We start from the raw sequence: 25,419 nt of genomic DNA, 5'->3' as shown, positions 1-25,419 counted from the left end.
ATGGCTGCCGTCTGCGACGTATGCGCCAAGGGGCCCGGCTTCGGTAAGTCGGTCTCGCACTCGCACCGGCGTACCAACCGTCGCTGGAACCCGAACATTCAGACTGTCCGGGCCCAGGTTGGAACCGGTAACCGTCAGAGGCTCAACGTGTGCACCTCTTGCCTCAAGGCAGGCAAGGTTGTCCGCGGCTGATACCTCTCAGCGCATCGACTGTGCCCCGGCACCCTTTGGGTGTCGGGGCACAGTCATGTCCGGGGCAATGTCCGGGGCACGCACATCGGGAGCACGGTAGTCCTACCAGTCGGTCCGCGGTGCAGGTTGGGCTCCGGACGACAGATATGGTCGTCGAGTGACTTTCTTCGATGATCTCAGCCAGGTGCGCCTCGAAGGCGACGTTCTCCGCATTGCCATCGCCACCGACGCCAACGGCACCTCTCTCGACTTCGACGGCGTCGCCCAGGGCACCCACGCGCTCCGCGCACTGAGCGCCGGCACCATCGCCGCCCGCAGCGTGTTGCTGGTCGGCGAGGGCGCCAACTTCTGCGCCGGCGGCAACGTCCGCGCATTCGCGAACGCCGAGGACCGCGGCGCGTTCGTCGGCGGCCTCGCCGGGACGCTGCACGACTTCGTCCGAGAGCTCGACGCCACCGAGGTCCCCGTGGTCGCCGCCGTGCACGGCTGGGCAACCGGCGCCGGGATGAGCCTGGTGTGCGCCGCGGACATCGCCATCGGCGGTCCCGCCACCAAGCTCCGCCCCGCCTACCCCTCGATCGGCTACACCCCGGACGGCGGCATGTCCTGGTCGCTGCCGCGGATCGTCGGCATCGCCAAGGCCCGTGAGCTGCTGCTGACCGACGCCGTGATCAGCGGCGAGGAGGCCGCCCGGCTCGGCGTGCTCAGCCGCCTGGTCGGCGACGACGAGATCAAGGACGAGGCGCTGCGGGTGGCGCGCACCCTGGCCGCGGGGCCGACGAGTTCCTACGTCGGCATCAAGAAGCTCCTCGCCCGGTCCGGGCAGGCCACCCTCTCCGAGCAGCTCGACGCGGAGACGGCATCGATCGCTGTGGCCGCGGAGTCCCCCGCGGGCCGCGAGGGTGTCAACGCGTTCGTGGAGAAGCGCCGCGCGGACTTCGCGGGCCTCTAGGGCAGCCGCCAGTCGACCGGCTTCTCCCCGAGTCCGTCGAGAAGCCGGTTGACCCGGCTGAACGGGCGCGACCCGAAGAACCCGCGGCGGGCGGAGAGCGGCGACGGGTGGGCGGACTCGATCACCGGGGCGCCGCCGAGCATCGGCTTGAGCGTTCCCGCGTCGCGGCCCCAGAGGACCGCCACCACCGGGCGCGGCGTCCCGTCCGGGCCGCGGCGCTCGACGAGCGCCCGGATCGCCTGTTCGGTGACCTGCTCCCAGCCCTTGCGCCGGTGCGAGGCGGCCTCCCCCGGCTGCACGGTGAGCACCCGGTTCAGCAGCAGCACGCCGCGGGCGGCCCACGGGGTGAGGTCACCCGACGTGGGCGTCGGGAAGCCCAGGTCCTCGGTGTACTCGGTGAAGATGTTGACGAGGCTGCGTGGCACCGGCCGCACATCCGGCGCCACCGAGAAGCTCAGTCCCACTGCATGTCCCGGGGTCGGATACGGATCCTGCCCGACGATCAGGACACGCACGTCGTCGAAGGGCTGCGCGAACGCGCGGAGCACCAGCTCGTCCGCGGGCAGGTAGCCGCGGCCCTGCTCGGTCTCCTCGCGGAGGAACTCCCGCATCGCGGCAACCCGATCCGCCACCGGGCCCAGCGCCCGCGCCCAACCCGGTTCCACGAGTTCGTCCAGGGACGCCCCGGCCATCAGTCCAGCCTGCGCAGCGACTCGCGGTAGTACGCGGAGTTCGCCGCGTACATCTTCACGTTCAGCTCCACGTGCCCGAGCGGAACCTCGTAGCCCTCGCGGATCTTCGCGGGCACGCCGAGCGCCATCCGCCGTGCCGGCACCTCGAAATTGAACGGCACCACCGCGCCCGCGCCGACGATCGCCCCGTCGCCGACCCGCGAGCCGTTGAGCACCACCGAGCCCGACGCGATCAGGCAGTCGTCGCCGATCACCGCCCCCTCGATGTGCGCGTTGTGACCGACCACGCAGCCCGCACCGATCACGGTCGCGTCCACCATGGTGCAGTGGATGACGGTCCCGTCCTGGATGTTGGTGTTCGCGCCGATGCTGATCGTCCCGTAGTCCCCGCGCAGGACCGCCTGGGGCCAGACCGAGGCCCCGGCCGCGAGGGTCACCGCGCCGATGACGACGGCGTCGGGATGGACGTAGGCGTCGGGATGGATGTCGGGCACGCGGTCGCCGAGGGCGTAGACGGTCATGGGTGCATGTTAGCCACGTGCGGTGGCGGCAAAGTTCCGGCGTCGTCCGATAGTCTGCGCCGGGTTGCCGTACGGATCACAAAGGGGATTGAACGTGAAGATTGTCTTCCTGCACGGCATCGGCGACGGGGACCCGGCCGCCGGGTGGCTCGAGGGGCTCAACCGGGGCCTCGTCCGTGATCGCTTCGAGCCGATCGATCAGGCGGACACCTGCGCGCCTCGCTACGCATCCTTCCTCTCTACCGACGGGATCTCGGCGAAGCTCCCGGCCACCACCTACAAGGCGGGCGACGAAACAACCGGCCGGCGCGAGTTCGAGCGCCGACAGGCCCGAGTCCGCCGGGTACTCGGACTCGATCCGGTGTCCTCGGCAGTCGGATTCCACCGCGTGCCCGAGCAGGTCCTCGACCCCACCCGACAGGCCGCTCTCCGGTTCGTCAACCGCTTCGACCTGCCTCAGGTCAGGCGTTACGTCGGCAGCGAGGCGGTGCGCGGCGCCGTGCTACGACGAATCCTCGACCAGATCCCGGCCACCGGCGAGATCATGCTGATCGGCCACAGTCTCGGCAGTGTCATCGCAATCGACCTCCTCGACCACCTCCCGGCGGAAGTGCACGTCCGTCGATTCATCACCATCGGCAGCCCCGCGAATGCGAAGGTCTTGCACGAGGGAAGTGAACGCCTGCTCAAGAAGTTCCCGTACCGGCGTGTCGACGACTGGACAAACTTCCTCAACATCGGCGACCACGTCACCGGCGGACGCGGCCTCGGTGCCACCTTCACTGCCGCGCAGGATTTCCGGATCGACGTCGGCCTCCTGGAACACTCTGCGGCCGCCTACCTCGGCCACGAGTCCGCCACCCGACTGATCGCCGATCTGCTGTATCCGACAAAGGTTGTCGCTCTGCGTAGTTCCGAGGTGGCAGTCCGGCTCACCGACTCCGAGGCGTCCGCCCTACTGGTCCTGCACTACGCCCAGTTGGTGGCCCGGTGCATCAAGGACAAGGACCGCGCGACCCGCTATCGATCCGCACTCGACATGACCCGCGACAATGTTGCGGCCCGACTCGCCGAGCAGGCCGCGGCAGAAGGCCGTCCCCCGGCACCCGAGCTCACGGCGCTCCAGGGCGGCGAGATGCCCGCACTGCCCCAACGCTGGGAACTCTCCCGAGCGGTCAACGCCCTCGTCGCGCTCGCCGTCACCAATGTCGTCGAACCGTTCGAGATCGACGTGGCCAGGGCGCCTCTCGATGCGCTGCCCGAGATCGCCGAGGCTCTCGGGTTTCGGCGGGATGCCGGGGAGAAGATCGGCAGGGCAATCACCGAGGTACAGCAGTCGGTCGACCGCCGAGGCGGAGTTCCGTGGGGGCGCGTCCTCACCGTCGCGGCGGGTGTGGCGCTCGTCGCGGCGGGTCCGGTCGGTCTTGCCGTCGCCGCACCCGCCTCGGTGTTCGGGGCAGCGGCGATCACAGGCGGCCTGGCAGCCTTCGGACCCGGCGGAATGGTCGGCGGACTCGCACTGCTCGGCGGTCTCGCCTCGACCGGAGCCGCCGTCGCCGCCACCGGGGTGGCCGGCAGCTCGGATGTCGACCACGTCATTCCGGACGCGGTCACCCTCGTCCTGCGGGTCGCCACCGAGCATGCACGCAAGCTGCTCGACCTCGAGTACGACGAACAACTCTGGTACCTGCTCGCGAATGCAGAGATCCAGCTGTCCGGGCAGATCAATCACCTCTCGGCATTCAGCGATCCCAAGTCGGCCAAGATCACCCAGCTCACCGCCGCCCGCACCACGGTCACGCGACTGATGACATTCCTGATCGAGAAGGGTCTCGCACCACGGGCACTCGACTGCGCCGAATCGACGGCTCCCGATGACAGCGAGCGGCTGCCGGTCGAGGTCTAGGAGAAGCTCTGCCACCCGCCGGCGCCGGCCCAGTTGCGGCCGTCCACGTGAACCCCGTCACCCGCGCGCACCACGCCGATCCGTCGCCAGCCCTCCGGCAGCGCGGCACCGGCGGGGAAGGTCGCGGCCAGCGCGTGATCCTCGCCACCGGTGAACACCCACTCCCGCGCGTCGGCGCCGAGTGCCGTGGCGGCGGCCCGCAGCTGCGCATCCGGCTCGAGCAGGGTCGTGTCGAGGTCGACGCCGACACCCGAGGCCACACTCAGGTGCCCGAGGTCCGCCACCAACCCGTCGGAGATGTCCGTCATCGCGGTCGCGCCGGCCCGCGCGGCCGCCGGCCCACATCGGTAGGGCGGCGTCGGGACCTGATGCGCACCAACGAGTTCCGGAAAGTCTTCCGAGCCGGCGAGTAGCGCGGCCAGCCCCGCGGCGGACCAGCCGAGCCGGCCCGCGACCGCCACCTGGTCACCGGCCCGCGCGCCCGACCGCAGCACCGGGTCGTGGCCGCCGAGGTCACCGAGCACGGTGATCGAGATCACCACCTGTTCCGACTGCACCATGTCGCCGCCGATCACGCCTGCCCCGAATTCGGCCACCTCGGACCAGATCCCGTCGGTCAGCGCGTCCGTCACCGACACCGGGGTGTCGGCGGGACAGCCGAGCGCCACCAGGAACGAGGTGGGCCAGGCACCCATCGAGACGATGTCGGCACCGTTCTGCGCCACCGCCTTGCGCCCGACCTGCTCCGGGCTCGACCAGTCCAGCCGAAAGTGTCTGCCCTGCACCAACATGTCGGTCGACGCCACCACCCGGCCGTCCGCGGCGCGGACCACCGCGGCGTCGTCTCCCGGCCCCAGCAACGTGGACGCGGGCTGCACGCGACCGGCCACCGCGCGGTCGATCACCGCGAACTCACCGACGTCGGCGACCGTACGACCGGCGTCCGGATCCGTCGAGTTGATGGCGCACCTCCGAGAAATCACACTGCGGTACCTTGGGAAGGCAGCCGGGACTGCCCCGGCCACGCACGACGCGAACCAGAGCCAAGGCGACTCTACCGAGGTCACCGTGGCACTGCGCCGGGAAGGGCTCCATCACCGAGGTGGACGCACCCGCGCGTCGACCAGCCGGATGACTGAGAGCACAGGACGATGACCGAACCCACCCAGCCCCCAGGCTCCACCGACACTGCCGCCGACACCGACGACTCGCCCACCCGCCGCAACCCGGCGCTGATCGCCGCCGCGGTGGCCCTGCCGGTGGCGATGGTCGTGGGCATCCTGGTCGCCGCGGTGATGGCCGGCAAGAACCCGGTCCTCGAACCCGTCGCGCTGGGCACCGTCCCGGCCGCGGCCGCCGGTTCCCCCGAGTGCGCGAGCCTGATCGGCTCACTGCCCGAGCAGCTCGGCGACTTCGACCGCGCAGAACTCGTCGACCCGGCGCCCGAGGGCGCCGCGGCCTGGCAGAACGTCGACGCCCAGGAGATCGTGCTGCGCTGCGGTGTCGACCGGCCGGGCGAGTTCAACGCGGCGAGCGCGCTGCAGGTGATCGACGGGGTTCAGTGGTTCGAGATCCCCGGCGGCGAGGGCCTCGACGCCAGCACCTGGTTCGCCGTCGACCGCGGCGTCTACGTGGCGCTGACCGTCCCGTACGGCCTGGGGCCGAGCCCCCTGCAGGACGCGTCCGGCGCCGTGGCGGCCGCGCTCGAGGCCAAGCCGATCGACCCGGCGGCCGTGCCGGCGCCCGTCCCCAACCCCTAGCCCCTCACCAACCGAAGTCCCTCCCCGACCGAAGTCCCTCACCAACCGACTCCGCCCSAGCGAACGAGACGTTCGACTCGGGCGGAGTGCTGTGGCCGGGGCTCAGCGCAGGCCGGTCCCCCGGGCCAACGCGGTCTCGACGAGGGTGCTCACCAGCGTCGCGTTGTCGATGCCGGCGGCCTCCCACATCCGCGGGTACATCGAGATCGAGGTGAAGCCGGGCATCGTGTTGATCTCGTTGATCACCGGACCGTTCTCGGTGACGAAGAAGTCGACCCGGGACAGGCCCTGGCAGTCCAGCGCAGCGAACGCGCGGACCGCGAGCGCCCGGATCTCCTCGCTGACGTCGTCGTCCAGCTTGGCGGGCACGTCGAACTCACAGATGTCGTCGAGGTACTTGGTGTCGAAGTCGTAGAAGGAATCCTCGTCGGCACTCACCTCCGGCATCCGGATCTCCGCGACGACACTGGAACGCACTGTGCCGTCAGGGAACTCGAGCACTCCGCACTCCACCTCCCGGCCCACGATCGCGGCCTCGACGATGACCTTCGGGTCGTGGCTGCGGGCCTCGGCGATCGCCTCTTCCAGCTTGTCCCAGCTCGACACCCGAGAGATGCCGATCGACGATCCACCGCGTGCGGGCTTGACGAATACCGGCAGGCCGAGGTCCGCGCGGTCCGCCGCGGAGAGGGTGGCGGTGCCCGGGCGCAGCACCACCTGGCGGCCGACGGGCAGTCCCTCGGCGGCGAGCAGCTTCTTGGTGAACTCCTTGTCCATGCCGGCCGCGCTGGCCAGCACCCCGGGTCCGACGTACGGCACCCCGGCAAGCTCGAGCAGTCCCTGGACGGTGCCGTCCTCGCCGTACGCACCGTGCAGTACGGGGAACACCACGTCCACCGAGGTGAGGACCTTGCCTGCCTCCGTCGCCGCGAGGGAGACCACCGCGCCGGCCCGGGTCGGGTCCGCGGTCAGCGCGAGTGCGGTGCCCCCGGCGTCGACGGTCGGCATCGTGCGCCCGTCGATCGACAGCGCGGAGGCGTCGGCGGGGCCGAGCACCCAGGCGCCCTCCTCGGTGATGCCGATCGGGATCGCCTCGTAACGCTCGGGATCGAGGTTGCGCAGCACACTACCAGCGGATACACAGGAAACAGAGTGCTCACTGCTGCGACCACCGAAGACCACAGCCACCCTCGTACGCGGATTACTCACCCACAAACAGTACCGGCTCACACGCCCACGAGCCCGCTCGGTACCGGCGTCGACCGGCGCTCATTCCGGCTTGACGCGCCTGCCCAACAGCAGGCCGACGGCCTCCCGCACCGACATGCCCTCGTGGCACACCCGGTGCACGGCGTCGGTCAGCGGCATCTCCACCCCGTGGCGCAGGGCCAGTGCCCGGACCGAGGTGCAGGACTTCACACCCTCGGCGACCTGCCCGTTGGTGGCGGCCTGCGCACTCGCCATGTCGCCGCCCGCACCGAGGTGCGCGCCGAAGGTGCGGTTCCGAGAGAGCGGCGACGAGCAGGTCGCGACCAGGTCACCGACGCCGGCGAGTCCGGCGAGCGTCGCCGGGTTGGCGCCGAGCGCCACGCCCAGCCTGATCATCTCCGCCAGACCCCGGGTGATGATCGAGGCGCTGGTGTTCTCCCCCAGCCCGATGCCCGACGCCATGCCGCAGGCCAGTGCGATGACGTTCTTGCACGCCCCGCCGATCTCGCAACCGACCACGTCGGAGTTGGTGTACGGGCGGAAATAACCTGTTGCACAAGCCTTCTGAAGCTCCAATGCCCGATCCGAGTCGGTGCACGCAATGACCGTCGCGGCCGGCTGGCCGACAGCGATCTCCTTCGCCAGGTTCGGCCCGGAGAGCACCGCCACCCGAGACGGGTCCGCGCCGGTCACCTCGACGATCACCTCGCTCATCCGCATCAGGGTGCCACTCTCGATGCCCTTGGCCAGCGAGAGCATCGTCGCGTCCGCCCCGATCGAGGGCGCCCACACCGCGAGGTTCTCGCGCAGCGACTGCGACGGCACCGCCAACACCACCACGGAGGCCCCGTCCAGTGCCTCGCGATAGTCGCTCGTCGCCTTCAGCGTCGACGGGAGGTCCACCCCGTCGAGGTAGAACCGATTGACGTGGTCGGTCGAGATTGCCTCGGCCACTTCCGTTCTGCGCGCCCAGAGCGTCACATCGGTGCCGGCATCGGCCAGCACCTTCGCAAATGCCGTGCCCCACGAACCCGCACCCAGTACTGCCGCCCTGCCCATGGAAGTCCCTCCGCCGATGCTGCACCTGAAACGCATTCTGACAGTAATCGGCCCGTCAGGTGCCGCGGTCCCTCTCACCGGTACCCGTGCTGGCAGGATCGATGCCATGGACACCGCACTCCACCTGCCGCCGCACCGCGCGCACGTGCTGATCGCGGTCAAGGACCTGGGTCGGGCCAAGACCCGGCTGGCCACTCGTCTGCTGCCCACCGAACGGACCGACCTCGTGTTGGCGATGCTGCGCGACACCGTCGCCGCCGCCCGCACGGCGTCCGCGGTCGGTGAGATCACGGTGATCACGCCGGACCCGACGGTGGTCGCCGTCGCCGAGGAGTGCGGGGTCGGATGGCTGCCGGACCCGCCGTCGCCGGGCGACGATCCCCTCAACGCCGTGCTGCGCGCAGCGGCCGCGCACCCCGGCGCCCGCCCCGGCCGCACTGCGGTGGTGGCCCTGCAGGGCGATCTGCCGTGCCTGCTCGGCAGCGAACTGGACGCGGCACTCGCCGCCGCCCGGAATCACCCCCGGGCGATCGTCGTCGACCACCACGGCACCGGCACCGCGGCGCTGATTGTCGGCGAACCGGCCGTGGGGCTGGACCCCCGCTTCGGGCCCGATTCCGCGGCACGTCACCTCGGTTCCGGCGCAACGGCTTTGACCGGCGACTGGCCGGGCCTGCGGCTCGACGTGGACACGGCCGCCGACCTCGACGCGGCCGCCGCGCTCGGCCCCGGGCCGGCGACCGCGGAGCAACTGCGCCGGATCGGCTGGCACAGCGGCGCCGCACCCACCCGAAAATTCACCTGACATCTCCGCCATCGATTGTCGCGCACTCGCGATCTGAGGGATGATCGAGCTGTGACCAATGCCGAGAACGTCCGACACGAGCCCGGATCCAAGCCCGCCGCCGCGGTGAGCGAACGCGAGCGGTTCGCCGCGGTCACGAACCACCTGCCGGTAATTCCCACCGCGCCGCCCGCGGCCACCCCGCTGCCCGTCGACGGCTCCCTGGCCCCGCTGCCGGAGGACCGCTACCTCAACCGGGAGCTGAGCTGGCTCGACTTCAACACCCGGGTGCTCACCCTCGCCCAGGACCCGTCGCTGCCACTGCTCGAGCGCGCCAAGTTCCTCGCGATCTTCGCCTCGAACCTCGACGAGTTCTACATGGTCCGGGTCGCCGGGCTCAAGCGACGGGACGAGACCGGGCTGTCGGTTCGCTCGGCGGACGGGCTGAGCCCGCGTGAGCAGCTTGCGCTGATCAACCGCCGATCGCAGCAGATCGCCGAGAAGCACGCGCGGACGTTTCTCGACATGGTGCTCCCCGCCCTGGCCGACAAGGGCATCTCCATCATCGGCTGGTCGGACCTGACGACCGACGAGGAGCGCAGGCTCTCGGAGTACTTCCAGGAGCAGGTGTTCCCGGTGCTGACCCCACTGGCGGTGGACCCGGCCCACCCCTTCCCCTACATCAGCGGCCTGAGCCTGAACCTCGCCGTGACGGTCAAGGACCGCACCACCGGCGGCGAGCACTTCGCCCGGGTCAAGGTGCCCGACAACGTCGACCGCTTCGTCCGCGTCAACCGCCCGGACTCGCCGTCGTCCATCCCGGCCTTCCTGCCGACCGAGGCGCTGATCGCGGCGCACCTGGACACCCTGTTCCCCGGCATGGAGATCGTCGAACACCACGCGTTCCGGGTCACCCGCAACGCCGACTTCGAGGTCGAGGAGGACCGGGACGAGGACCTGCTGCAGGCCCTCGAACGCGAACTCGCCCGCCGCCGGTTCGGTTCTCCGGTTCGGCTCGAGGTGGCCGACGACATGACCGAGCACATGCTCGAACTTCTGTTGCGCGAGCTCGACGTGGACCCCGGCGACGTGATCCAGCTACCCGGACTGCTCGACCTGTCCTGCATGTGGCAGGTCTACGGGGTCGAACGCGCCGACCTCAAGGACGCGCCGTACGTGCCGGCCACCCATCCGGCGTTCGGCGAGCGGGAGACCCCGAAGAGCGTGTTCTCCACGCTGCGGGACGGCGACGTGCTGGTGCACCACCCGTACGACTCCTTCTCGACCAGCGTGCAGCGCTTCATCGAACAGGCGGCGGCGGACCCGCACGTGCTGGCAATCAAGCAGACCCTCTACCGCACCTCCGGCGACTCCCCGATCGTCAACGCCCTCATCGACGCCGCCGAGGCGGGCAAGCAGGTGGTCGCGCTGGTGGAGATCAAGGCGCGCTTCGACGAGCAGGCGAACATCAAGTGGGCGCGCAAGCTGGAGCAGGCCGGCGTGCACGTGGTGTACGGACTGGTCGGTCTCAAGACCCACTGCAAGACTTGCCTTGTGGTCCGGCGCGAGGGCTCCACGATCCGCCGGTACTGCCACATCGGTACCGGCAACTACAACCCGAAGACCGCCCGGATGTACGAGGACGTCGGCCTGTTCAGCGCCGCACCGGAGATCGGGGCCGACCTGACCGACCTGTTCAACTCGCTGACCGGCTACTCGCGAAAGGCGAAGTACCGCAACCTCCTCGTCGCCCCCTACAGTGTCCGGTCCGGCATCGTGGAGCGGATCGCCGCGGAGGTGGCGCACCAGCAGGCGGGCCGCCCGGCCGGGGTGCGCCTCAAGGCGAATGCCCTGGTGGACGAGCAGGTCATCGACGCCCTCTACCGTGCCTCGCAGGCCGGCGTGCCCGTCCAGGTGGTGGTACGCGGGATCTGCGCCCTCAAGCCGGGAGTGCCGGGCCTGAGCGAGAACATCGAGGTGCGTTCGATTCTCGGCCGCTTCCTCGAGCACTCCCGCATCCTGCACTTCGTCGGGGGGAACGAGTTCTGGATCGGCAGCGCCGACATGATGCACCGCAACCTGGACCGCCGCGTCGAGGTCATGGCGCAGGTCAAGGACCCGCGACTGGCCGATCAGCTCAGCGGCATCTTCGACTCGGCGCTCGAACCGACCACTCGCTGCTGGGTGCTCGAGCCGGACGGACGCTGGGTGGCCTCGCCGGCCCGCGGCGAGAAGGTGCGCGAGCACCAACAGGAACTGATGCGCAGCCGACGCGGAGGCGGGGCCTGATCCGGCACACCGCCGGTACCCGGTTCCGCCCACAGAGAGGAAGTTCGTGAGCTCGAAGTCGGACCGACCGATCAAGGCAAACATCTTCGCCGCCGGCGCGGTGCTCTGGCGCAAGTCGCCCACGAACCCGTACGAGATCGAGATCGGGCTGATCCACCGTCCTCGCTACGACGACTGGTCCTTCCCCAAGGGCAAGCTCGACCCGGGCGAGACGCCTGTCGTCGCGGCCCTGCGTGAGGTGGAGGAGGAGACCGGGCACCGGGTCCAACTCGGCCGCCACGTCACCCGGGTCGCCTACGAGATCCCGGGCCACCGCAAGCGCAAGCGGGTCGACTACTGGGCGGCCGAGGCACGCGGCGGCGAGTTCGTGCCCAACAACGAGGTCGACGAACTCCGGTGGCTCGCCCCCGACGACGTGCCGGGCGCGCTGTCCTACTCGGTGGACCTGAAGGTGACGCGACGGTTCATCTCGGTGCCTGCCGACACCACCACCGTGCTCGTGGTCCGGCACGCCAAGGCGGGCAGCCGCGCCCGGTACACGGGTCCGGACCCCGAACGTCCGCTGGACAAGCACGGACGCACCCAGGCGCTCGCGCTGTCCCCGGTGTTGCAGGCGTTCGGCGCCACGGAGATTCACGCGGCCGACCGGGTCCGCTGCGTCCAGACGGTGGAACCGCTGGCCGGCGCGCTCGGCGTCGACATCGGCCTCGAGCCGGCGCTGACCGAGGAGGCCTACACCGAGGATCCCGCACGGGCCCGCGCGCTCGTCCGCAAGATCGCCGCGCGCGGCGGCGTCCAGGTGATCTGCACCCAGGGCCTCGTGATCCCCGACCTGCTCCAGTGGTGGGCGCAGCGCGACGGCATCGCCCTCCCCCCGGCCCGCAACCGGAAGGGCAGCATCTGGGTCCTGTCGCTGTCCGGCGGCAAACTCGTGGACGCCAACCACATCGACAGCGCGCTTCCTGACCTCTGAGAGCGCCGCCCGGCCACTCCCCGGGCCCGCCCCTGATCAGCACGCCGACGCGTGCACAGTCGGTCTACTTGCGCGCAGCCTTCTTGGCGGGCGCCTTCTTCGCGGGCGCCTTCTTGGCCGGTGCGGCCTTCTTCGCGACGGTCTTCTTGGCCGGTACAGCCTTCTTGGCCGGCGTCACCTTCTTCGCGACCGTCTTCTTGGCCGGTGCCGCCGCCTTCTTCACAACGGCCTTCTTCACGGGCGCTGCCTTCTTGGCCGGCGTCACCTTCTTCGCGACCGTCTTCTTCGCGGGCGCCGCCTTCTTGGCCGGTGTCACCTTGGCGGGCGTCACCTTCTTCGCGACCGTCTTCTTCGCGGGCGCCGCCTTCTTGGCCGGCGTCACCTTCTTCGCGGGCGCCGCCTTCTTGGCCGCGGTCTTCTTCGCCGCTGCCTTCTTGGCCGGAGCCGCTGCCGCGGAACCACGCTTGACGGCCGGGCCGCTGGCGGGAAGCTTCTGCTTGCCCGCGATTACGGCCTTGAACTGAGCGCCGGGGCGGAAGGCGGGCACCGAGGTCGGCTTGACCTTGACGGTCTCGCCGGTGCGCGGGTTGCGAGCCACTCGGGCCGCGCGCCGACGCTGCTCGAAGACACCGAAGCCGGTGATCGTCACGTTCTCACCGGAGTGCACCGCGCGGACGATGATGTCGACGATGTGCTCGACGGCCTCCGTCGCGCCGCGCCTGTCCGAGTTCAGTCGCTCGGTGAGCTGATCAATGAGCTCTGCCTTGTTCATGGATATTCCTCCGCAAACCAAATGGCCCATTGTCGGACCGACTATGAATCACGGTAAACCTGAAAAGAGCAGGAGTCTATGTGCCACGCCAATTCTCATGCCGCTCTCAGTGGCGTGGCACACCGGACGGTACCCGTTTTTGGTTAGCCCGTCACATCAGTTCGCGTCGTCCACCCGGGCCGGAAGGGTGACCGGTTTCCATGAAGGCCTTGACTTTTCGAAGCTGGAAATGGCGTCTACCTGGCGCAACGTCAATCCGATGTCGTCGAGACCCTCGAGCAGACGCCACCGCGTGTAGTCGTCAATCGTGAAGGGCACCACCAACGTTCCGGCTGTGACGGTGCGCTCTGTGAGATCCACGACAACTTCGAGACCGGGCTGCTCTTCGAGTGCCTTCCAGAGCAACTCGACGTCGGACTGCTCCACCTGAGCCGCCAGCAGACCCGCCTTGCCGGCGTTGCCGCGGAAGATGTCTGCGAACCGAGATGCGATCACAACCCGAAATCCGAAGTCCGAGAGTGCCCACACCGCGTGCTCGCGGGAGGAGCCGGTGCCGAAGTCCGGGCCGGCCACCAGAACCGAACCCCTGTCGTAGGGCGGGATGTTGAGGATGAACCCGGGGTCGTTACGCCAGGCGGCGAACAACCCGTCCTCGAAACCGGTACGCGTGACGCGCTTTAGGAAGACCGCCGGAATGATCTGGTCGGTGTCGACATTGGACCGCCGCAGGGGGACGCCGATGCCCGTGTGAGTCGTAAAGGCTTCCATCGAGATATCTCCTGTCGTTCGAAGTGGTCTTCAGTCCAGGTCGGCCGGTGCGGACAGCGTGCCGCGCACCGCCGTCGCCGCCGCCACCAGCGGGGAGACCAGGTGAGTGCGCCCGCCCTTGCCCTGCCGACCCTCGAAGTTGCGGTTGGAGGTCGACGCCGATCGCTCCCCCGGTGCCAACTGGTCCGGGTTCATCCCGAGGCACATCGAGCAGCCGGCCTGCCGCCACTCCGCTCCCGCCGCGGTGAAAATCTCGCCCAGGCCCTCCTTCTCGGCCTCGACTCGCACCCGCATCGAGCCCGGGACGATGAGCATCCGCACGCCGTCGGCCACCTTGCGGCCCTCCAGCACGCTCGCCACCTCACGAAGATCCTCGATGCGCCCGTTGGTGCAGGATCCGACGAACACGGTGTCCACGGCGACCTCACGCAGCGGTGTGCCCGCCTCCAGGCCCATGTAGGCCAACGCCTTCTCGGCCGAGGCCCGCTCGCCCTCGTCGACGATGTCCGCCGGGTTCGGCACCGACTCACCGAGGGGGGCGCCCTGCCCCGGGTTGGTGCCCCAGGTGACGAACGGGGTCAACGTGTTCGCGTCGATGCGCACCTCGTTGTCGAACACCGCGCCGTCGTCGGTCTTCAGCTGTGACCAGGCCGCCACGGCCGCATCCCAGTCCGCACCCTGCGGAGCGTGCGGGCGACCCTTGATGAACTCGTAGGTCGTCTCGTCGGGCGCGATCATGCCGGCCCGTGCGCCCGCCTCGATGGACATGTTGCAGATGGTCATTCGCGCTTCCATCGACAGCTTCCGGATGGCCTCGCCGCGGTACTCGAGCACGTAGCCCTGACCGCCGCCGGTGCCGATCTTCGCGATCACGGCGAGGATCAGGTCCTTGCTCGTCACCCCGGGCTGCAGCTCGCCGTCGACGGTGACAGCCATCGTCTTGAAGGGGCGCAGCGACAGCGTCTGCGTCGCCATCACGTGCTCCACCTCGCTGGTGCCGATACCCATTGCGAGGGCACCGAAGGCGCCGTGCGTCGAGGTGTGGCTGTCACCGCACACGACGGTCATGCCGGGCTGGGTCAGACCCAACTGGGGGCCGACCACGTGCACGATGCCCTGGTCCAGGTCGCCCATCGGGTGCAGGCGCACACCGAACTCCTCGCAGTTGCGGCGGAGGGTCTCGACCTGGGTGCGCGAGACCGGGTCGGCGATCGGCTTGTCGATGTCCACGGTGGGCACGTTGTGGTCCTCGGTGGCGATCGTGAGATCCGGGCGCCGCAACGGGCGACCTGCGAGCCGGAGCCCGTCGAAGGCCTGCGGGCTGGTCACCTCGTGCACCAGATGCAGGTCGATGTAGATCAGGTCGGGATTGCGCCCGGAACCCTCGCCCTCACCCTTGACGACGACGTGGTCGTCCCACACCTTCTCCGCCAGGGTGCGTCCTGTGCTCGCCATGCTCTCCACCTCTTCGTGATTCGTCCGGGCCGAAGGTCCTGCCGGGCCTCGGCAACCTCCGACACCCATCATCTCTCGGTTCGCGGGCGAACCGTCCCGAGCTTCCATCTCAGCATTCGAGAAGATAGTATCGACCTATGAGACAGCATAGCGGCCCTCCCGCTGCCAGCGGGATCGGGGTGCTCGACAAGGCAATGGCGGTCCTGTACGCAGTGGCCGAGCAGCCGTGCAATCTGGGCGAACTGTGTGCCCGCACCGGACTGCCCCGAGCGACGGCCCACCGACTCGCAGTCGGCCTGGAGGTCCACCGACTCCTGGCCCGCGACGGCGACGGGTTGTGGCGCCCCGGCCCCGGACTCGCGGAGCTTGCCCCCACCGCCCACGACAGCCTGCTCGAGGCGGCGTCACTCATCCTGCCCCGCCTTCGCGAGATCACCGGCGAGAGCGTCCAGCTGTACCGGCGCGAGGGCCTGCAGCGCGTCTGCATCGCGGCCATGGAACCGCCGACCGGCCTGCGCGACACCGTGCTCGTCGGCGCCCGGCTGCCGATGACGGCAGGCTCCGGCGCCAAGGTGCTGCTCGCGTGGGCGGACCCCCAGGTGCAGCGGACCGTCCTCGCCGACGCACTGTTCAGCGAGCGGGTGCTCGTCGAGGTACGCAAGCGCGGATGGGCACAGAGCGCGGCCGAGCGCGAGGCAGGCGTCGCAAGCGTGGCCGCACCCGTGCGCGACCGCGCCGGCGTCGTGATCGCCGCGATCTCCGTCTCCGGCCCCATCGACCGGATGGGCCGTCGGCCGGGTGCCCGCTGGGCGGCCGACCTGCTCGCGGCGGCCGAGGCGCTGCACAAGCGGCTCTGACTCCCCGGAGGCGCCCCCTCACCCGGGGACGCCTCCGGAGCGCCCGCCGAGAACCACTGTGCCGTGGCCCATGCCGTGGCACAGTGCATGCGAGAAACAGATTCCGATCCCCATGGAGGACCTCGCAGTGGGCACCAACCAACGATCTCAGATCACGATGGCTGATACCGAGATCACGCAATTCGTCGAGCGCAGCCGAGTCGCCACCATGGCCACTGTCGGCCCGAACGGCGCCCCGCACCTGATCGCCATGTGGTACGCGCTGATCGACGGCGAACTGTGGTTCGAGACGAAGTCCAAGTCCCAGAAGGCCGTGAACCTCCGCCGCGACAACCGGATCACCGTGATGATCGAGGACGGCCAGACCTACGACACCCTGCGTGGCGTGTCCTTCGAGGGCACCGCCGAGATCGTCGACGACGCCGACGCGCTGTGGCAGGTCGGAGTGAGCATCTGGGAGCGCTACACCGGCCCGTACACCACGGACGTCGACCCGGCCATCGAGATGATGCTGCACAAGCGTGTGGCGGTGCGGGTCAGGCCGGAGCGGGTGCGGTCCTGGGACCACCGCAAGCTCGGCCTGCCCGAGCTGCCGATCGGCGGCACCACCGCGCAGTACCTGTGACCACGGGTAATTGACGGGCCCCGAGGCCGTCACCGCGGTACGGTCACGATGCGACCGACAAACAGGAGGAACGCATCGTGACCGAGTCCGAGAACGAACAGATCAAGCAGCAGTTCCGCGAGGCGCTCGACCGCAAGAACGAGAAGAGCGCGGGTCCGGGAGCCGCCACCGCCGGCGACTCGAAGATCCACCACACGCACGGACCGGCGGACCACAAGCGAGAATTCCGCCGCAAGAGCGGATAGGCCGTATCACCGCGTGACACAACGAGAGAGACCCCCCGGCATGAGCCGGAGGGTCTCTCTCGATTTGTAGCCCCGACGGGATTCGAACCCGCGCTACCGCCTTGAGAGGGCGGCGTCCTAGGCCGCTAGACGACGGGGCCAGGAACTTGATGGTGCGTGATCTCGGTGATGCGTGGAACTTGGGTGGTACCTGCGTCAGGGATGAAACCCTGCGCCAAAAGAAAACCCCCCGATCGCTGATCGGAGGGCAATTCCCTGGTAGCCCCGACGGGATTCGAACCCGCGCTACCGCCTTGAGAGGGCGGCGTCCTAGGCCGCTAGACGACGGGGCCAGAACATTTTCAAGGTGCGCCGCCACATGCTCGCGACACGGTGGAACTCTTCCTATTTCGAAACGATCCTGTCGGATCAGATCAACGGTGGAAGCTCGGCTAGCTTAGCTGGCCGGAGTTCAGAGTCAAAATCGGCTTCAAACCAAATTTGGCTGAACTCTCCGCTGGGGTACCAGGACTCGAACCTAGAATGGCGGTACCAGAAACCGCTGTGTTGCCAATTACACCATACCCCAATGCTGTTCCGGGCTCGTCCTTGCCTTTCGGCTTGGCCGCTCCCTTCCAACGAGGAGAACACTATCAAAGCCCCCCACCGTTTCTCCAAATCGGCTGGTCAGAGGGCCAAATTTGCCCTCTGACCGCCAATCGGAAGCTATTTACCCGAGCTGCGCGCGGGCGGAACGCAGCCGGCCGAGCGTCTTCTCGCGACCGAGCAGTTCCATCGACTCGTACAGCGGCGGGCTGATGTGGGACCCGGTCACCGCGACGCGCACCGGGGCGAACGCCTTGCGCGGCTTGAGTTCCAGACCGTCGATCAGGGCGCCCTTGAGCGACTCCTCCAGGTCCGCCGTCGCCCACGTCTGCAACGCGTCCAGCGCGGCGATCGTGGCGTCCAGCACGGGCGCGGAATCGGCGCCGAGGTTCTTGGCGGCGGCCGCGGGGTCGATCGCGAACTCGGACTCGTCCACGAAGAGGAACTTCAACAGGTCCCACGCGTCGGACAGCACGACGATGCGGGTCTGCACGAGGTCCGCCGCGACGTCGAAGGCCTGGGCGTCCACCGAGTCCACCGGGTGGCCGTGCATCGTCAGGAACTCGCGCAGACGGCCGGAGAAGTCCTCGGGGGCCAGCAACCGGATCTGCTCCGCGTTGATGGCGTCGGCCTTCTTCTGGTCGAAGCGGGCCGGATTGGAGTTCACCTTCGAGATGTCGAAGGCCTCGACCATCTCGGCGAGGCTGAACACGTCGTGGTCGTCCGCGATGCTCCAGCCCAGCAGCGCCAGGTAGTTGAGCAGGCCCTCGGGGATGAACCCGCGGTCGCGGTGGATGAACAGGTTCGACTCGGGGTCGCGCTTGGAGAGCTTCTTGTTGCCCTGTCCCATCACGAAGGGCAGGTGCCCGAACTCGGGGGTGGACTCGGCCACCCCGATGCGCTGCATCGCCTCGTAGAGGGCCAGCTGACGCGGCGTGGAGGACAACAGGTCCTCGCCACGCAGCACGTGGGTGATGTTCATCAACGCGTCGTCGACGGGGTTCACCAGGGTGTACAGCGGGACGCCGTTGCCGCGGGTGAGGGCGAAGTCCGGCACCGTGCCGGCCTTGAAGGTGGTCTCGCCGCGGACCAGGTCGTGCCATGTCAGGTCGTGGTCGGGCATCCGCAGACGCACCACGGGCTTGCGGCCCTCGTCGAGGTACGCCTGCCGCTGCTCGGCCGTCAGGTCACGGTCGAAGTTGTCGTAGCCGAGCTTCGGGTCGCGGCCGGCGGCCTTGTGCCGGGCCTCCACCTCCTCGGGCGTCGAGAAGGACTCGTAGGCCTCACCCGCGGCGAGCAGCTTGGCCACCACCTCGAGGTGGAGGTCGCGGCGCTGCGACTGCCGGTACGGCTCGTGCGGCCCGCCGACCTCCGGCCCCTCGTCCCAGGTCAGGCCGAGCCAGCGCAGCGCGTCGAGGATCGCCTGGTACGACTCTTCCGAGTCGCGGGCGGCGTCGGTGTCCTCGATCCGGAACACGAACTTGCCACCGTGATGCCGCGCGTAGGCCCAGTTGAACAGGGCCGTGCGGATCAACCCGACATGCGGGGTTCCGGTGGGAGACGGACAGAATCGGACGCGCACTTCGCTGGTGGTCATGGCTCACTAGGGTCTGCGAGGGTGGATTGGTCCCTTACAGGCTAGTCGCCGCCACCAGCGCAGTGGCATCCGATGCGTGGGCTCAGCCCTTGGCCGCCACCGGGTTGGTGAGGGTGCCGATTCCCTCGATGGTCACGCTGACGGTGTCGCCGGCGACGATCGGTCCCACACCCTCGGGCGTGCCGGTGAGGATGACGTCGCCGGGCAGCAGCGTCATCACGGCCGAGACCCACTCGATGATCTTCGGAATGTCGTGCAGGAGCAGCGAAGTGCGGCTCCGCTGCTTGACCTCGCCGCCCACCTCGGTCTTGATCTCCAGGTCGGACGCGTCGAGCGTGGTCTCGATCCAGGGTCCGAGCGGGCAGAAGGTGTCGTGCCCCTTCGCGCGCGTCCACTGGCCGTCGTGCCGCTGGTGGTCACGGGCCGAGACGTCGTTGGCGACGGTGTAGCCGAGCACCACGTCCAGCGCCTTGGCGGCCGGCACATCCTTGCAGGGGCGGCCGATCACGATCGCCAGCTCACCCTCGTAGTGAACCTCGTTCGAACTGGGCGGCAACAGGATCGGCGCGCCGGGGCCGACGATCGAGGTGTTCGGCTTGAGGAAGATCACCGGGTCCTCGGGCGCCTCGCCGCCCATCTCGGCCGCGTGCGCCGCGTAGTTCTTGCCGATGCACACGACCTTGCTCGCAAGGATCGGGGCGAGCAGTCGGACGTCTGCGACGGGCCAGCTGCGGCCGGTGAAGGTGGGTGTCCCGAAGGGGTGCTCGGCGATCTCCTTCGCCGTCTGCGCATCGCCCTCCCCCTCGATGGAAACAAAGGCGACCCCGTCCGGGCTGGCAATTCGACCTAGGCGCATGAGCGAAGTCTATCGACCGTGCCGCGGCCCACCCGCCTGCCCCGGCACGGGGCGGCTCCGGGCGGGTATAGACTCGCGGCACAATCCACTTTGTAAGATAATTATTTCATATGTTGGGACGTGCCGATGAACGACGTCACCCCGGACCGCCAGCTGTCCGCCGCCCGCAGATGGTCGATGCTCGGCCTCGGCGTCCTCGCCCAGGCCGCGGGCGCGGTGTTCTCCAACGCCCCCGCGTTCCTCATCCCCACCCTGACCACGCAGACGGGGATGTCGCTGCCCCAGGCCGGGCTCATCGCGGCCGCGCCCACCGTCGGCTTCCTGTTCACGCTCTTCGCATGGGGCATCGTCGTCGACCGGATCGGCGAACGGCGGGTGCTGGCGATCGGGCTCACCGCGACCGCGCTGGCCGCGGCGGCCGCCGCGACGAGCTCGTCCTACGTCGCGCTGGGCATCTTCCTACTGCTCGGCGGCATGGCGGCGTCCAGCGCGAACGCCGCCAGCGGCCGGGTGGTGGTGGGCTGGTTCCCGGCCCACCGCCGCGGCTTCGCCATGGGCGTGCGTCAGATGGCCCTGCCGCTCGGCGTCGCGGTGGCCGCGCTGACCATTCCCGGCCTGGCCGCGGCACACGGCATCGGCTGGGCGCTGGCGGTGCCCGCCGCGATCTGCGCGGTCGCGGCGCTGGCCTGCCTGCTGTTCGTGATCGACCCGCCGCGACCGAGCCGGGCCGCGGCGGCAGAGCAGGGCCTGCTCGACAACCCGTACCGCGACCAGGCCGTGCTCTGGCGCATTCACGGCGTCTCCATGCTGCTGGTTGTGCCGCAGTACCTGGTGTGGACGTTCGCGCTGGTCTGGCTGATGACCGACCGGCACTGGTCCGCGGCGTCCGCCGGCATCCTCATCACCCTCACCCAGCTGCTGGGCGCGGCCGGACGCATCGCCGCGGGCTTCTGGTCCGACCGCGTCGGCAGCCGGATGGGTCCGCTGCGTCAGGTCGCCGTCGCCGCCGCCGTCGCCATGTTCGCGCTGGCGGTCACCGACTGGCTCGACTCCCCCGTCTCGGTGGCGCTGCTGGTGGTCGCGTCGGTGATCACCGTCGCCGACAACGGACTCGCGTTCACGGCCGTCGCGGAGATCTCCGGGCCGTACTGGAGCGGTCGCGCGCTGGGCGCACAGAACACCAGCCAGTACCTCGCGGCATCGCTGGTGCCGCCGGCGTTCGGGGCGCTGATCGCCGCGCTCGGCTTCCCCGCCGCCCGCGAACCTCGTCGGTTCGCGGGCGGAGTTGCCGATACGGCGTGAGGCCGGACTAGACGGCGGCGGCGATCCGGTCGCCCACCTCGGTGGTGACGATCGGGGCGTCACCGCGCGAGGCCAGGTCGGCCTCGACGGCACGCTCGATGCGCGCGGCGTCGTCCTCGCGGCCCAGGTGACGCAGCAGCATCGCGGCCGACAGGATCGCCGCGGTGGGATCGGCGATCCCCTGGCCGGCGATGTCGGGCGCGGAGCCGTGGACGGGCTCGAACATCGACGGGCTGGTGCCCGACGCGTCGATGTTGCCGCTCGCGGCCAGGCCGATGCCACCGGTGACGGCCCCCGCGAGGTCGGTGATGATGTCGCCGAACAGGTTGTCGGTGACGATCACGTCGAAGCGCGTCGGGTCGGTGACCATGTAGATGGTCGCGGCGTCGATGTGGCAGTACGCCGTCTCGATGTCGGGGTACTCGGCGCCCACGGTCTCCATCGCACGGGTCCAGATGCGGCCGGCGTTGGAGAGCACGTTGGTCTTGTGGATCAGCGTCAGGTGCTTGCGGCGGGTCCGTGCCAGCTCGTACGCGGCGCGGACGACGCGCTCGGCACCGAACCAGGTGTTGACCGAGACCTCGGTGGCAACCTCGTGCGGGGTGCCGATCCGGATCGAGCCGCCGTTGCCGGTGTACGGCCCCTCCGTGCCCTCACGGACCACGACGAAGTCGATGTCCGGGTTGGCGGCCAGCGGCGACTTCGACCCCGGGTACGTGCGGGCCGGACGCAGGTTCACGTGGTGGTCGAGCAGGAAGCGCATGTTCAGCAGCAGTCCGCGCTCGAGGATGCCCGGGGCCACGATCCGCGGATCGCCGATGGCGCCGAGCAGGATCGCGTCGTGGGTGCGGATCTCCGCGAGCTCCGCCTCGGGCAGCAGGTCGCCGGTGGCGTTGTAGCGCTTCGCACCGAGGTCGTACTCGGTGGTCTCCAGGTCCGGGACCAGCTTCCGCAGCACCTTCAGTGCCTCGGCCGTGACCTCGACACCGATGCCGTCACCGGGAATGACTGCAAGCTTCATGAACTACTCACTTCCTTCGCGGCGACGCCGCAACCAAGACTGGGCTGTGCGACGACGGCCGCGACCGTACAAGACGATCGCGGCCATCGCGGTTGGTGCTGAGGTCCGATCAGGACAGGTCGACCTGCGCAACGCGGGCATCGAGCTTCTCGACGATCTGCGCGACCTCGGCGTCGCCGACCACGCGGTCGACGCGCAGGATGACGGTGGCGCCCTCTCCCTCGACGTCCTGGCTCAGCGCCGCGGCCTGGATGTCGATGCCGGCGGTGCCGAGCACGGTGCCGAGCACGCCGAGCACGCCCGGGCGGTCCGCGTAGTGCACGACGATGTTGTGGCCCTCGGCGCGCAGGTCGAAGCTGCGGCCGTTGACGTTGACGATCTTCTCGACCTGCTGCAGGCCGGTCAGCGCGCCCGCGACGGCGGTGACGGTGCCGTCGGCCGCGACCGCGCGCACCTCGACGGCGCTGCGGTGGCTCTGTGCCTCGCTGTGCTTCTCCACCTCGACGCTCACGCCGCGCTGCTCGGCGAGCTGCGGGGCGTTGACGAACGTGACGGCCTCGTCGCTGCTGGCCGAGAACAGGCCGCGCAGGGCCGCGAGGCCGAGGATCTCGACGTTCTCGGCGGACAGCTCACCGGTGACGACGACCTGCACGTTCTGCACGGCCTCGGGCGAGAGGGTGCCGGCGAGCAGACCCAGCTTGCGGACCAGCTCGAGCCACGGCGCGACCTCTTCGCCGACCGGGCCACCGGAGACGTTGACGGCGTCCGGCACGAACTCGCCGGCCAGGGCCAGCAGGACGCTCTTGGCGACGTCCGTGCCCGCGCGGTCCTGGGCCTCCGAGGTGGAGGCACCGAGGTGCGGGGTGACGACGACGTTGTCGAGGTCGAACAGCTTGGAGTCGGTGCACGGCTCGGTGTTGAACACGTCGAGGCCGGCGGCGCGAACCTTGCCGCCCACGAGCGCGTCGTACAGCGCGTCCTCGTCGATCAGGCCGCCGCGGGCGGCGTTGACGATGATGACGCCGTCCTTGGCCTTGGCCAGACGCTCGGCGTTGAGGAGGCCGGCGGTCTCCTTGGTCTTGGGCAGGTGCACCGAGATGAAGTCGGCGCGCTCGACCAGCTGGTCGATGTCGACGAGCTCGATGCCAAGCTGCGCGGCGCGAGCGGCCGGCAGGTAGGGGTCGTACGCGATGATCTCGGTCTCGAACGCGGCGAGGCGCTGCGCGAACAGCTGGCCGATGCGGCCCAGGCCGACGACGCCGACGGTCTTGCCGAGGATCTCGGTGCCGTTGAAGCTCGAGCGCTTCCAGGTCTTCTCACGCAGCGTGCGGTCGGCGGCCGGGATCTGGCGCGCGGTCGAGAGCAGCAGCGAGACGGCATGCTCGGCGGCGGAGTGGATGTTGGAGGTCGGCGCGTTGACGACCATCACACCGCGCTCGGTCGCGGCCGGGATGTCGACGTTGTCCAGTCCGACGCCGGCGCGGCCGACGATCTTGAGCTTCGGCGCCACGGCGAGGACCTCGGCGTCGACGGTGGTCGCGGAGCGGACCAGCAGGGCGTCGGCCTCCGGGACTGCGGCGAGGAGCGCCGGGCGGTCCGGGCCGTCGACCCAGCGAACCTCGACACCGTCTCCGAGCGCATCGACGGTCGATTGTGCAAGCTTGTCGGCGATGAGGACTACGGGCCGGCCATTCTGGCTCACGAGTGAACTCCCTGCGGTAGATGTCGGGCGGATCGACCACGGCCAGCCGCCGCACCGGGCGCCCACGTCAGCCGTGACCCGGACAGCTTAGTCTCCGGCCCCGGCCAATCCACCTCGTGGGGGCCGGATACCACATAGTGGGCACTCCGAACGCCAAAAACCCGGTGCCGCTTCGTCGACAGTCGAGACTGTCCGGAAGCGGCACCGGGTTCAGGTGCGTGCTGCGGCGCGACGGCCGGAGCGCAGGTCCTGCCTACTGACTAGGCAGTTTCGGTGATCGGGCGATCGACCCAGCTCATCAGGTCGCGCAGCTTCTTGCCGGTGACCTCGATGGGGTGCTCGGCGTTGGCCTTGCGCAGGCCCTCGAGCTCGGTGTTGCCGTTCTCGACGTTGGCGACCAGGCGACGGGTGAACTCGCCGGACTGGATGTCCGCCAGGATCGCCTTCATGCGCTCCTTGGTGCCGGCGTCGATGACGCGCGGGCCGGAGAGGTAGCCGCCGAACTCCGCGGTGTCGGACACCGAGTAGTTCATGCGCGCGATGCCGCCCTCGTACATGAGGTCGACGATGAGCTTGAGCTCGTGCAGCACCTCGAAGTACGCCATCTCGGGCGCGTAGCCGGCCTCGACCATGACCTCGAAGCCCGTCTTGACGAGCTCCTCGGTGCCGCCGCAGAGCACGGCCTGCTCGCCGAAGAGGTCCGTCTCGGTCTCTTCCTTGAAGGTGGTCTTGATGACGCCCGCGCGGGTGCCACCGATCGCCTTGGCGTAGGACAGCGCGAGGGCCTGGCCCTCACCCTTCGGGTCCTGGTCGACGGCGATGAGCGCCGGGACGCCCTTGCCGTCGACGAACTGACGACGCACCAGGTGGCCGGGGCCCTTGGGGGCGACCATGCCGACCGTGACGAACTCCGGAGCCTTGATCAGATCGAAGTGGATGTTGAGGCCGTGGCCGAAGAACAGCGCGTCGCCGTCCTTCAGGTTCGGCTCGATGTCGTTGGTGAAGATCGACGCCTGGGCGGTGTCGGGCGCGAGCACCATGATCACGTCGGCCCACTCGGACACCTCCGCCGGCGTGCCGACGGTCAGGCCCTGCTCCTCGGCCTTGGCGCGAGACTTCGAGCCCTCCTTGAGGCCGATGCGCACATCGACGCCCGAGTCGCGCAGGCTCAGCGAGTGCGCGTGGCCCTGGCTGCCGTAACCGATCACAGCGACCTTGCGGCCCTGGATGATCGACAGGTCGGCGTCATCGTCGTAGAACATCTCGACTGCCACTGGTATTACCTCTCCTCTGGGGA

24 protein-coding genes and 3 tRNA genes are annotated in these 25,419 nt (G+C 69.4%); 11 read left to right on the top strand and 16 right to left on the bottom strand.

Annotated features, from left to right (window positions below):
- On the top strand, positions 1-192 hold the full coding sequence (gene rpmB, locus AC1DWC_RS05930) for a 50S ribosomal protein L28 (RefSeq protein ID WP_072845156.1): 192 nt from the start codon (positions 1-3) through the stop codon (positions 190-192).
- A gap of 157 nt (positions 193-349) precedes the next feature.
- Complete coding sequence (locus tag AC1DWC_RS05925) at positions 350-1,144, top strand: enoyl-CoA hydratase/isomerase family protein (RefSeq protein ID WP_477906591.1); 795 nt, start codon at positions 350-352, stop codon at positions 1,142-1,144.
- On the opposite strand, the gene AC1DWC_RS05920 is transcribed toward AC1DWC_RS05925, so the two are convergent.
- Together AC1DWC_RS05920 and AC1DWC_RS05915 are read right to left on the bottom strand one after the other, a co-directional pair.
- Entirely contained in the window at positions 1,141-1,836 is a 696-nt protein-coding gene (locus AC1DWC_RS05920; RefSeq protein ID WP_477906590.1) for a uracil-DNA glycosylase, read from the bottom strand. The two genes, AC1DWC_RS05925 and AC1DWC_RS05920, sit on opposite strands and share 4 nt — an antisense overlap.
- Complete coding sequence (locus AC1DWC_RS05915; protein WP_477906589.1) at positions 1,836-2,357, bottom strand: gamma carbonic anhydrase family protein; 522 nt, start codon at positions 2,355-2,357, stop codon at positions 1,836-1,838. The genes AC1DWC_RS05920 and AC1DWC_RS05915 overlap by 1 nt, the downstream gene beginning before the upstream one ends.
- 94 nt (positions 2,358-2,451) lie before the next feature.
- On the opposite strand from AC1DWC_RS05915, the gene AC1DWC_RS05910 reads away from it, so the two are divergent.
- Positions 2,452-4,263: a lipase family protein gene (locus AC1DWC_RS05910; protein ID WP_477906588.1), complete on the top strand. Its 1,812-nt coding sequence runs from the start codon at positions 2,452-2,454 to the stop codon at positions 4,261-4,263.
- On the opposite strand, the gene AC1DWC_RS05905 is transcribed toward AC1DWC_RS05910, so the two are convergent.
- A complete protein-coding gene (locus tag AC1DWC_RS05905; protein ID WP_477906675.1) occupies positions 4,260-5,168 on the bottom strand; it encodes a thiamine-phosphate kinase in 909 nt (302 codons plus the stop codon). The two genes, AC1DWC_RS05910 and AC1DWC_RS05905, sit on opposite strands and share 4 nt — an antisense overlap.
- Before the next feature lie 246 nt (positions 5,169-5,414).
- Here AC1DWC_RS05905 and AC1DWC_RS05900 point away from each other — a divergent pair, with 246 nt between their 5' ends.
- Positions 5,415-6,023, top strand: a complete 609-nt coding sequence (locus AC1DWC_RS05900) for a DUF3515 domain-containing protein (protein ID WP_477906587.1) — start codon at positions 5,415-5,417, stop codon at positions 6,021-6,023.
- A gap of 102 nt (positions 6,024-6,125) precedes the next feature.
- Here the strand turns inward: AC1DWC_RS05900 and AC1DWC_RS05895 are convergent, their stop codons facing one another.
- Both AC1DWC_RS05895 and AC1DWC_RS05890 read right to left on the bottom strand, forming a co-directional pair.
- The gene (locus tag AC1DWC_RS05895) at positions 6,126-7,232 is read right to left on the bottom strand and encodes a D-alanine--D-alanine ligase family protein (RefSeq protein WP_477906586.1); all 1,107 of its coding nucleotides are present in this window, start codon (positions 7,230-7,232) and stop codon (positions 6,126-6,128) included.
- Between the two features lie 60 nt (positions 7,233-7,292).
- Complete coding sequence (locus AC1DWC_RS05890; RefSeq protein WP_072845150.1) at positions 7,293-8,291, bottom strand: NAD(P)H-dependent glycerol-3-phosphate dehydrogenase; 999 nt, start codon at positions 8,289-8,291, stop codon at positions 7,293-7,295.
- Positions 8,292-8,397: 106 nt separating this feature from the next.
- Between AC1DWC_RS05890 and cofC the strand changes: the two genes are divergently transcribed.
- The 3 genes from cofC (at position 8,398) to AC1DWC_RS05875 (ending at position 12,337) form a co-directional block, all read left to right on the top strand.
- Positions 8,398-9,096 (top strand): 2-phospho-L-lactate guanylyltransferase, encoded by a 699-nt coding sequence (gene cofC / locus AC1DWC_RS05885; protein WP_477906585.1) that lies wholly within the window; start codon positions 8,398-8,400, stop codon positions 9,094-9,096.
- 105 nt (positions 9,097-9,201) lie between these two features.
- Positions 9,202-11,364 (top strand): RNA degradosome polyphosphate kinase, encoded by a 2,163-nt coding sequence (locus tag AC1DWC_RS05880; RefSeq protein WP_477906674.1) that lies wholly within the window; start codon positions 9,202-9,204, stop codon positions 11,362-11,364.
- A 46-nt stretch (positions 11,365-11,410) separates the two neighbouring features.
- A complete protein-coding gene (locus AC1DWC_RS05875) occupies positions 11,411-12,337 on the top strand; it encodes an NUDIX hydrolase (RefSeq protein ID WP_477906584.1) in 927 nt (308 codons plus the stop codon).
- A gap of 64 nt (positions 12,338-12,401) precedes the next feature.
- On the opposite strand, the gene AC1DWC_RS05870 is transcribed toward AC1DWC_RS05875, so the two are convergent.
- The 3 genes from AC1DWC_RS05870 to leuC form a co-directional block, all read right to left on the bottom strand.
- Positions 12,402-13,109 (bottom strand): HU family DNA-binding protein, encoded by a 708-nt coding sequence (locus tag AC1DWC_RS05870; RefSeq protein WP_477906583.1) that lies wholly within the window; start codon positions 13,107-13,109, stop codon positions 12,402-12,404.
- A gap of 156 nt (positions 13,110-13,265) precedes the next feature.
- Positions 13,266-13,877, bottom strand: coding sequence for a 3-isopropylmalate dehydratase small subunit (gene leuD / locus AC1DWC_RS05865; protein ID WP_477839707.1), 612 nt, complete (start codon positions 13,875-13,877; stop codon positions 13,266-13,268).
- 30 nt (positions 13,878-13,907) lie between these two features.
- A complete protein-coding gene (gene leuC, locus AC1DWC_RS05860; RefSeq protein WP_477906582.1) occupies positions 13,908-15,341 on the bottom strand; it encodes a 3-isopropylmalate dehydratase large subunit in 1,434 nt (477 codons plus the stop codon).
- A 128-nt stretch (positions 15,342-15,469) separates the two neighbouring features.
- Between leuC and AC1DWC_RS05855 the strand changes: the two genes are divergently transcribed.
- The 3 genes from AC1DWC_RS05855 to AC1DWC_RS05845 all read left to right on the top strand — a co-directional run bounded on the left by AC1DWC_RS05855 (position 15,470) and on the right by AC1DWC_RS05845 (position 17,059).
- Positions 15,470-16,189: an IclR family transcriptional regulator gene (locus AC1DWC_RS05855; protein ID WP_477839709.1), complete on the top strand. Its 720-nt coding sequence runs from the start codon at positions 15,470-15,472 to the stop codon at positions 16,187-16,189.
- Between the two features lie 127 nt (positions 16,190-16,316).
- Positions 16,317-16,814, top strand: coding sequence for a pyridoxamine 5'-phosphate oxidase family protein (locus tag AC1DWC_RS05850; RefSeq protein ID WP_072845184.1), 498 nt, complete (start codon positions 16,317-16,319; stop codon positions 16,812-16,814).
- A gap of 77 nt (positions 16,815-16,891) precedes the next feature.
- Positions 16,892-17,059, top strand: coding sequence for a DUF5302 domain-containing protein (locus tag AC1DWC_RS05845; RefSeq protein ID WP_169888322.1), 168 nt, complete (start codon positions 16,892-16,894; stop codon positions 17,057-17,059).
- A gap of 67 nt (positions 17,060-17,126) precedes the next feature.
- Here the strand turns inward: AC1DWC_RS05845 and AC1DWC_RS05840 are convergent.
- The 5 genes from AC1DWC_RS05840 to AC1DWC_RS05820 all read right to left on the bottom strand — a co-directional run bounded on the left by AC1DWC_RS05840 (position 17,127) and on the right by AC1DWC_RS05820 (position 20,097).
- Positions 17,127-17,199: transfer RNA gene (locus AC1DWC_RS05840), tRNA-Glu, on the bottom strand.
- 116 nt (positions 17,200-17,315) lie between these two features.
- Positions 17,316-17,391, bottom strand: a tRNA-Glu gene (locus AC1DWC_RS05835).
- 164 nt (positions 17,392-17,555) lie between these two features.
- Positions 17,556-17,627: transfer RNA gene (locus AC1DWC_RS05830), tRNA-Gln, on the bottom strand.
- Positions 17,628-17,768: 141 nt separating this feature from the next.
- The gene (gene gltX / locus AC1DWC_RS05825) at positions 17,769-19,241 is read right to left on the bottom strand and encodes a glutamate--tRNA ligase (RefSeq protein WP_477906581.1); all 1,473 of its coding nucleotides are present in this window, start codon (positions 19,239-19,241) and stop codon (positions 17,769-17,771) included.
- Positions 19,242-19,323: 82 nt separating this feature from the next.
- Positions 19,324-20,097: a fumarylacetoacetate hydrolase family protein gene (locus AC1DWC_RS05820; RefSeq protein ID WP_072845144.1), complete on the bottom strand. Its 774-nt coding sequence runs from the start codon at positions 20,095-20,097 to the stop codon at positions 19,324-19,326.
- Between the two features lie 126 nt (positions 20,098-20,223).
- Here AC1DWC_RS05820 and AC1DWC_RS05815 point away from each other — a divergent pair, with 126 nt between their 5' ends.
- Positions 20,224-21,399: an MFS transporter gene (locus AC1DWC_RS05815; RefSeq protein WP_477906580.1), complete on the top strand. Its 1,176-nt coding sequence runs from the start codon at positions 20,224-20,226 to the stop codon at positions 21,397-21,399.
- 7 nt (positions 21,400-21,406) lie between these two features.
- Here the strand turns inward: AC1DWC_RS05815 and AC1DWC_RS05810 are convergent, their stop codons facing one another.
- The 3 genes from AC1DWC_RS05810 to ilvC all read right to left on the bottom strand — a co-directional run bounded on the left by AC1DWC_RS05810 (position 21,407) and on the right by ilvC (position 25,384).
- Complete coding sequence (locus tag AC1DWC_RS05810) at positions 21,407-22,420, bottom strand: 3-isopropylmalate dehydrogenase (RefSeq protein WP_477906579.1); 1,014 nt, start codon at positions 22,418-22,420, stop codon at positions 21,407-21,409.
- A 109-nt stretch (positions 22,421-22,529) separates the two neighbouring features.
- On the bottom strand, positions 22,530-24,122 hold the full coding sequence (gene serA / locus AC1DWC_RS05805) for a phosphoglycerate dehydrogenase (RefSeq protein ID WP_072845142.1): 1,593 nt from the start codon (positions 24,120-24,122) through the stop codon (positions 22,530-22,532).
- A 260-nt stretch (positions 24,123-24,382) separates the two neighbouring features.
- On the bottom strand, positions 24,383-25,384 hold the full coding sequence (gene ilvC / locus AC1DWC_RS05800) for a ketol-acid reductoisomerase (protein WP_174556706.1): 1,002 nt from the start codon (positions 25,382-25,384) through the stop codon (positions 24,383-24,385).
- Positions 25,385-25,419 lie beyond the last annotated feature (35 nt).

It is taken from the genome of Rhodococcus sp. P4_C10 (genome assembly GCF_056402135.1).
Note: the sequence above shows the minus strand (reverse complement) of the source record. Positions and strands in the feature narration are given on the sequence as shown.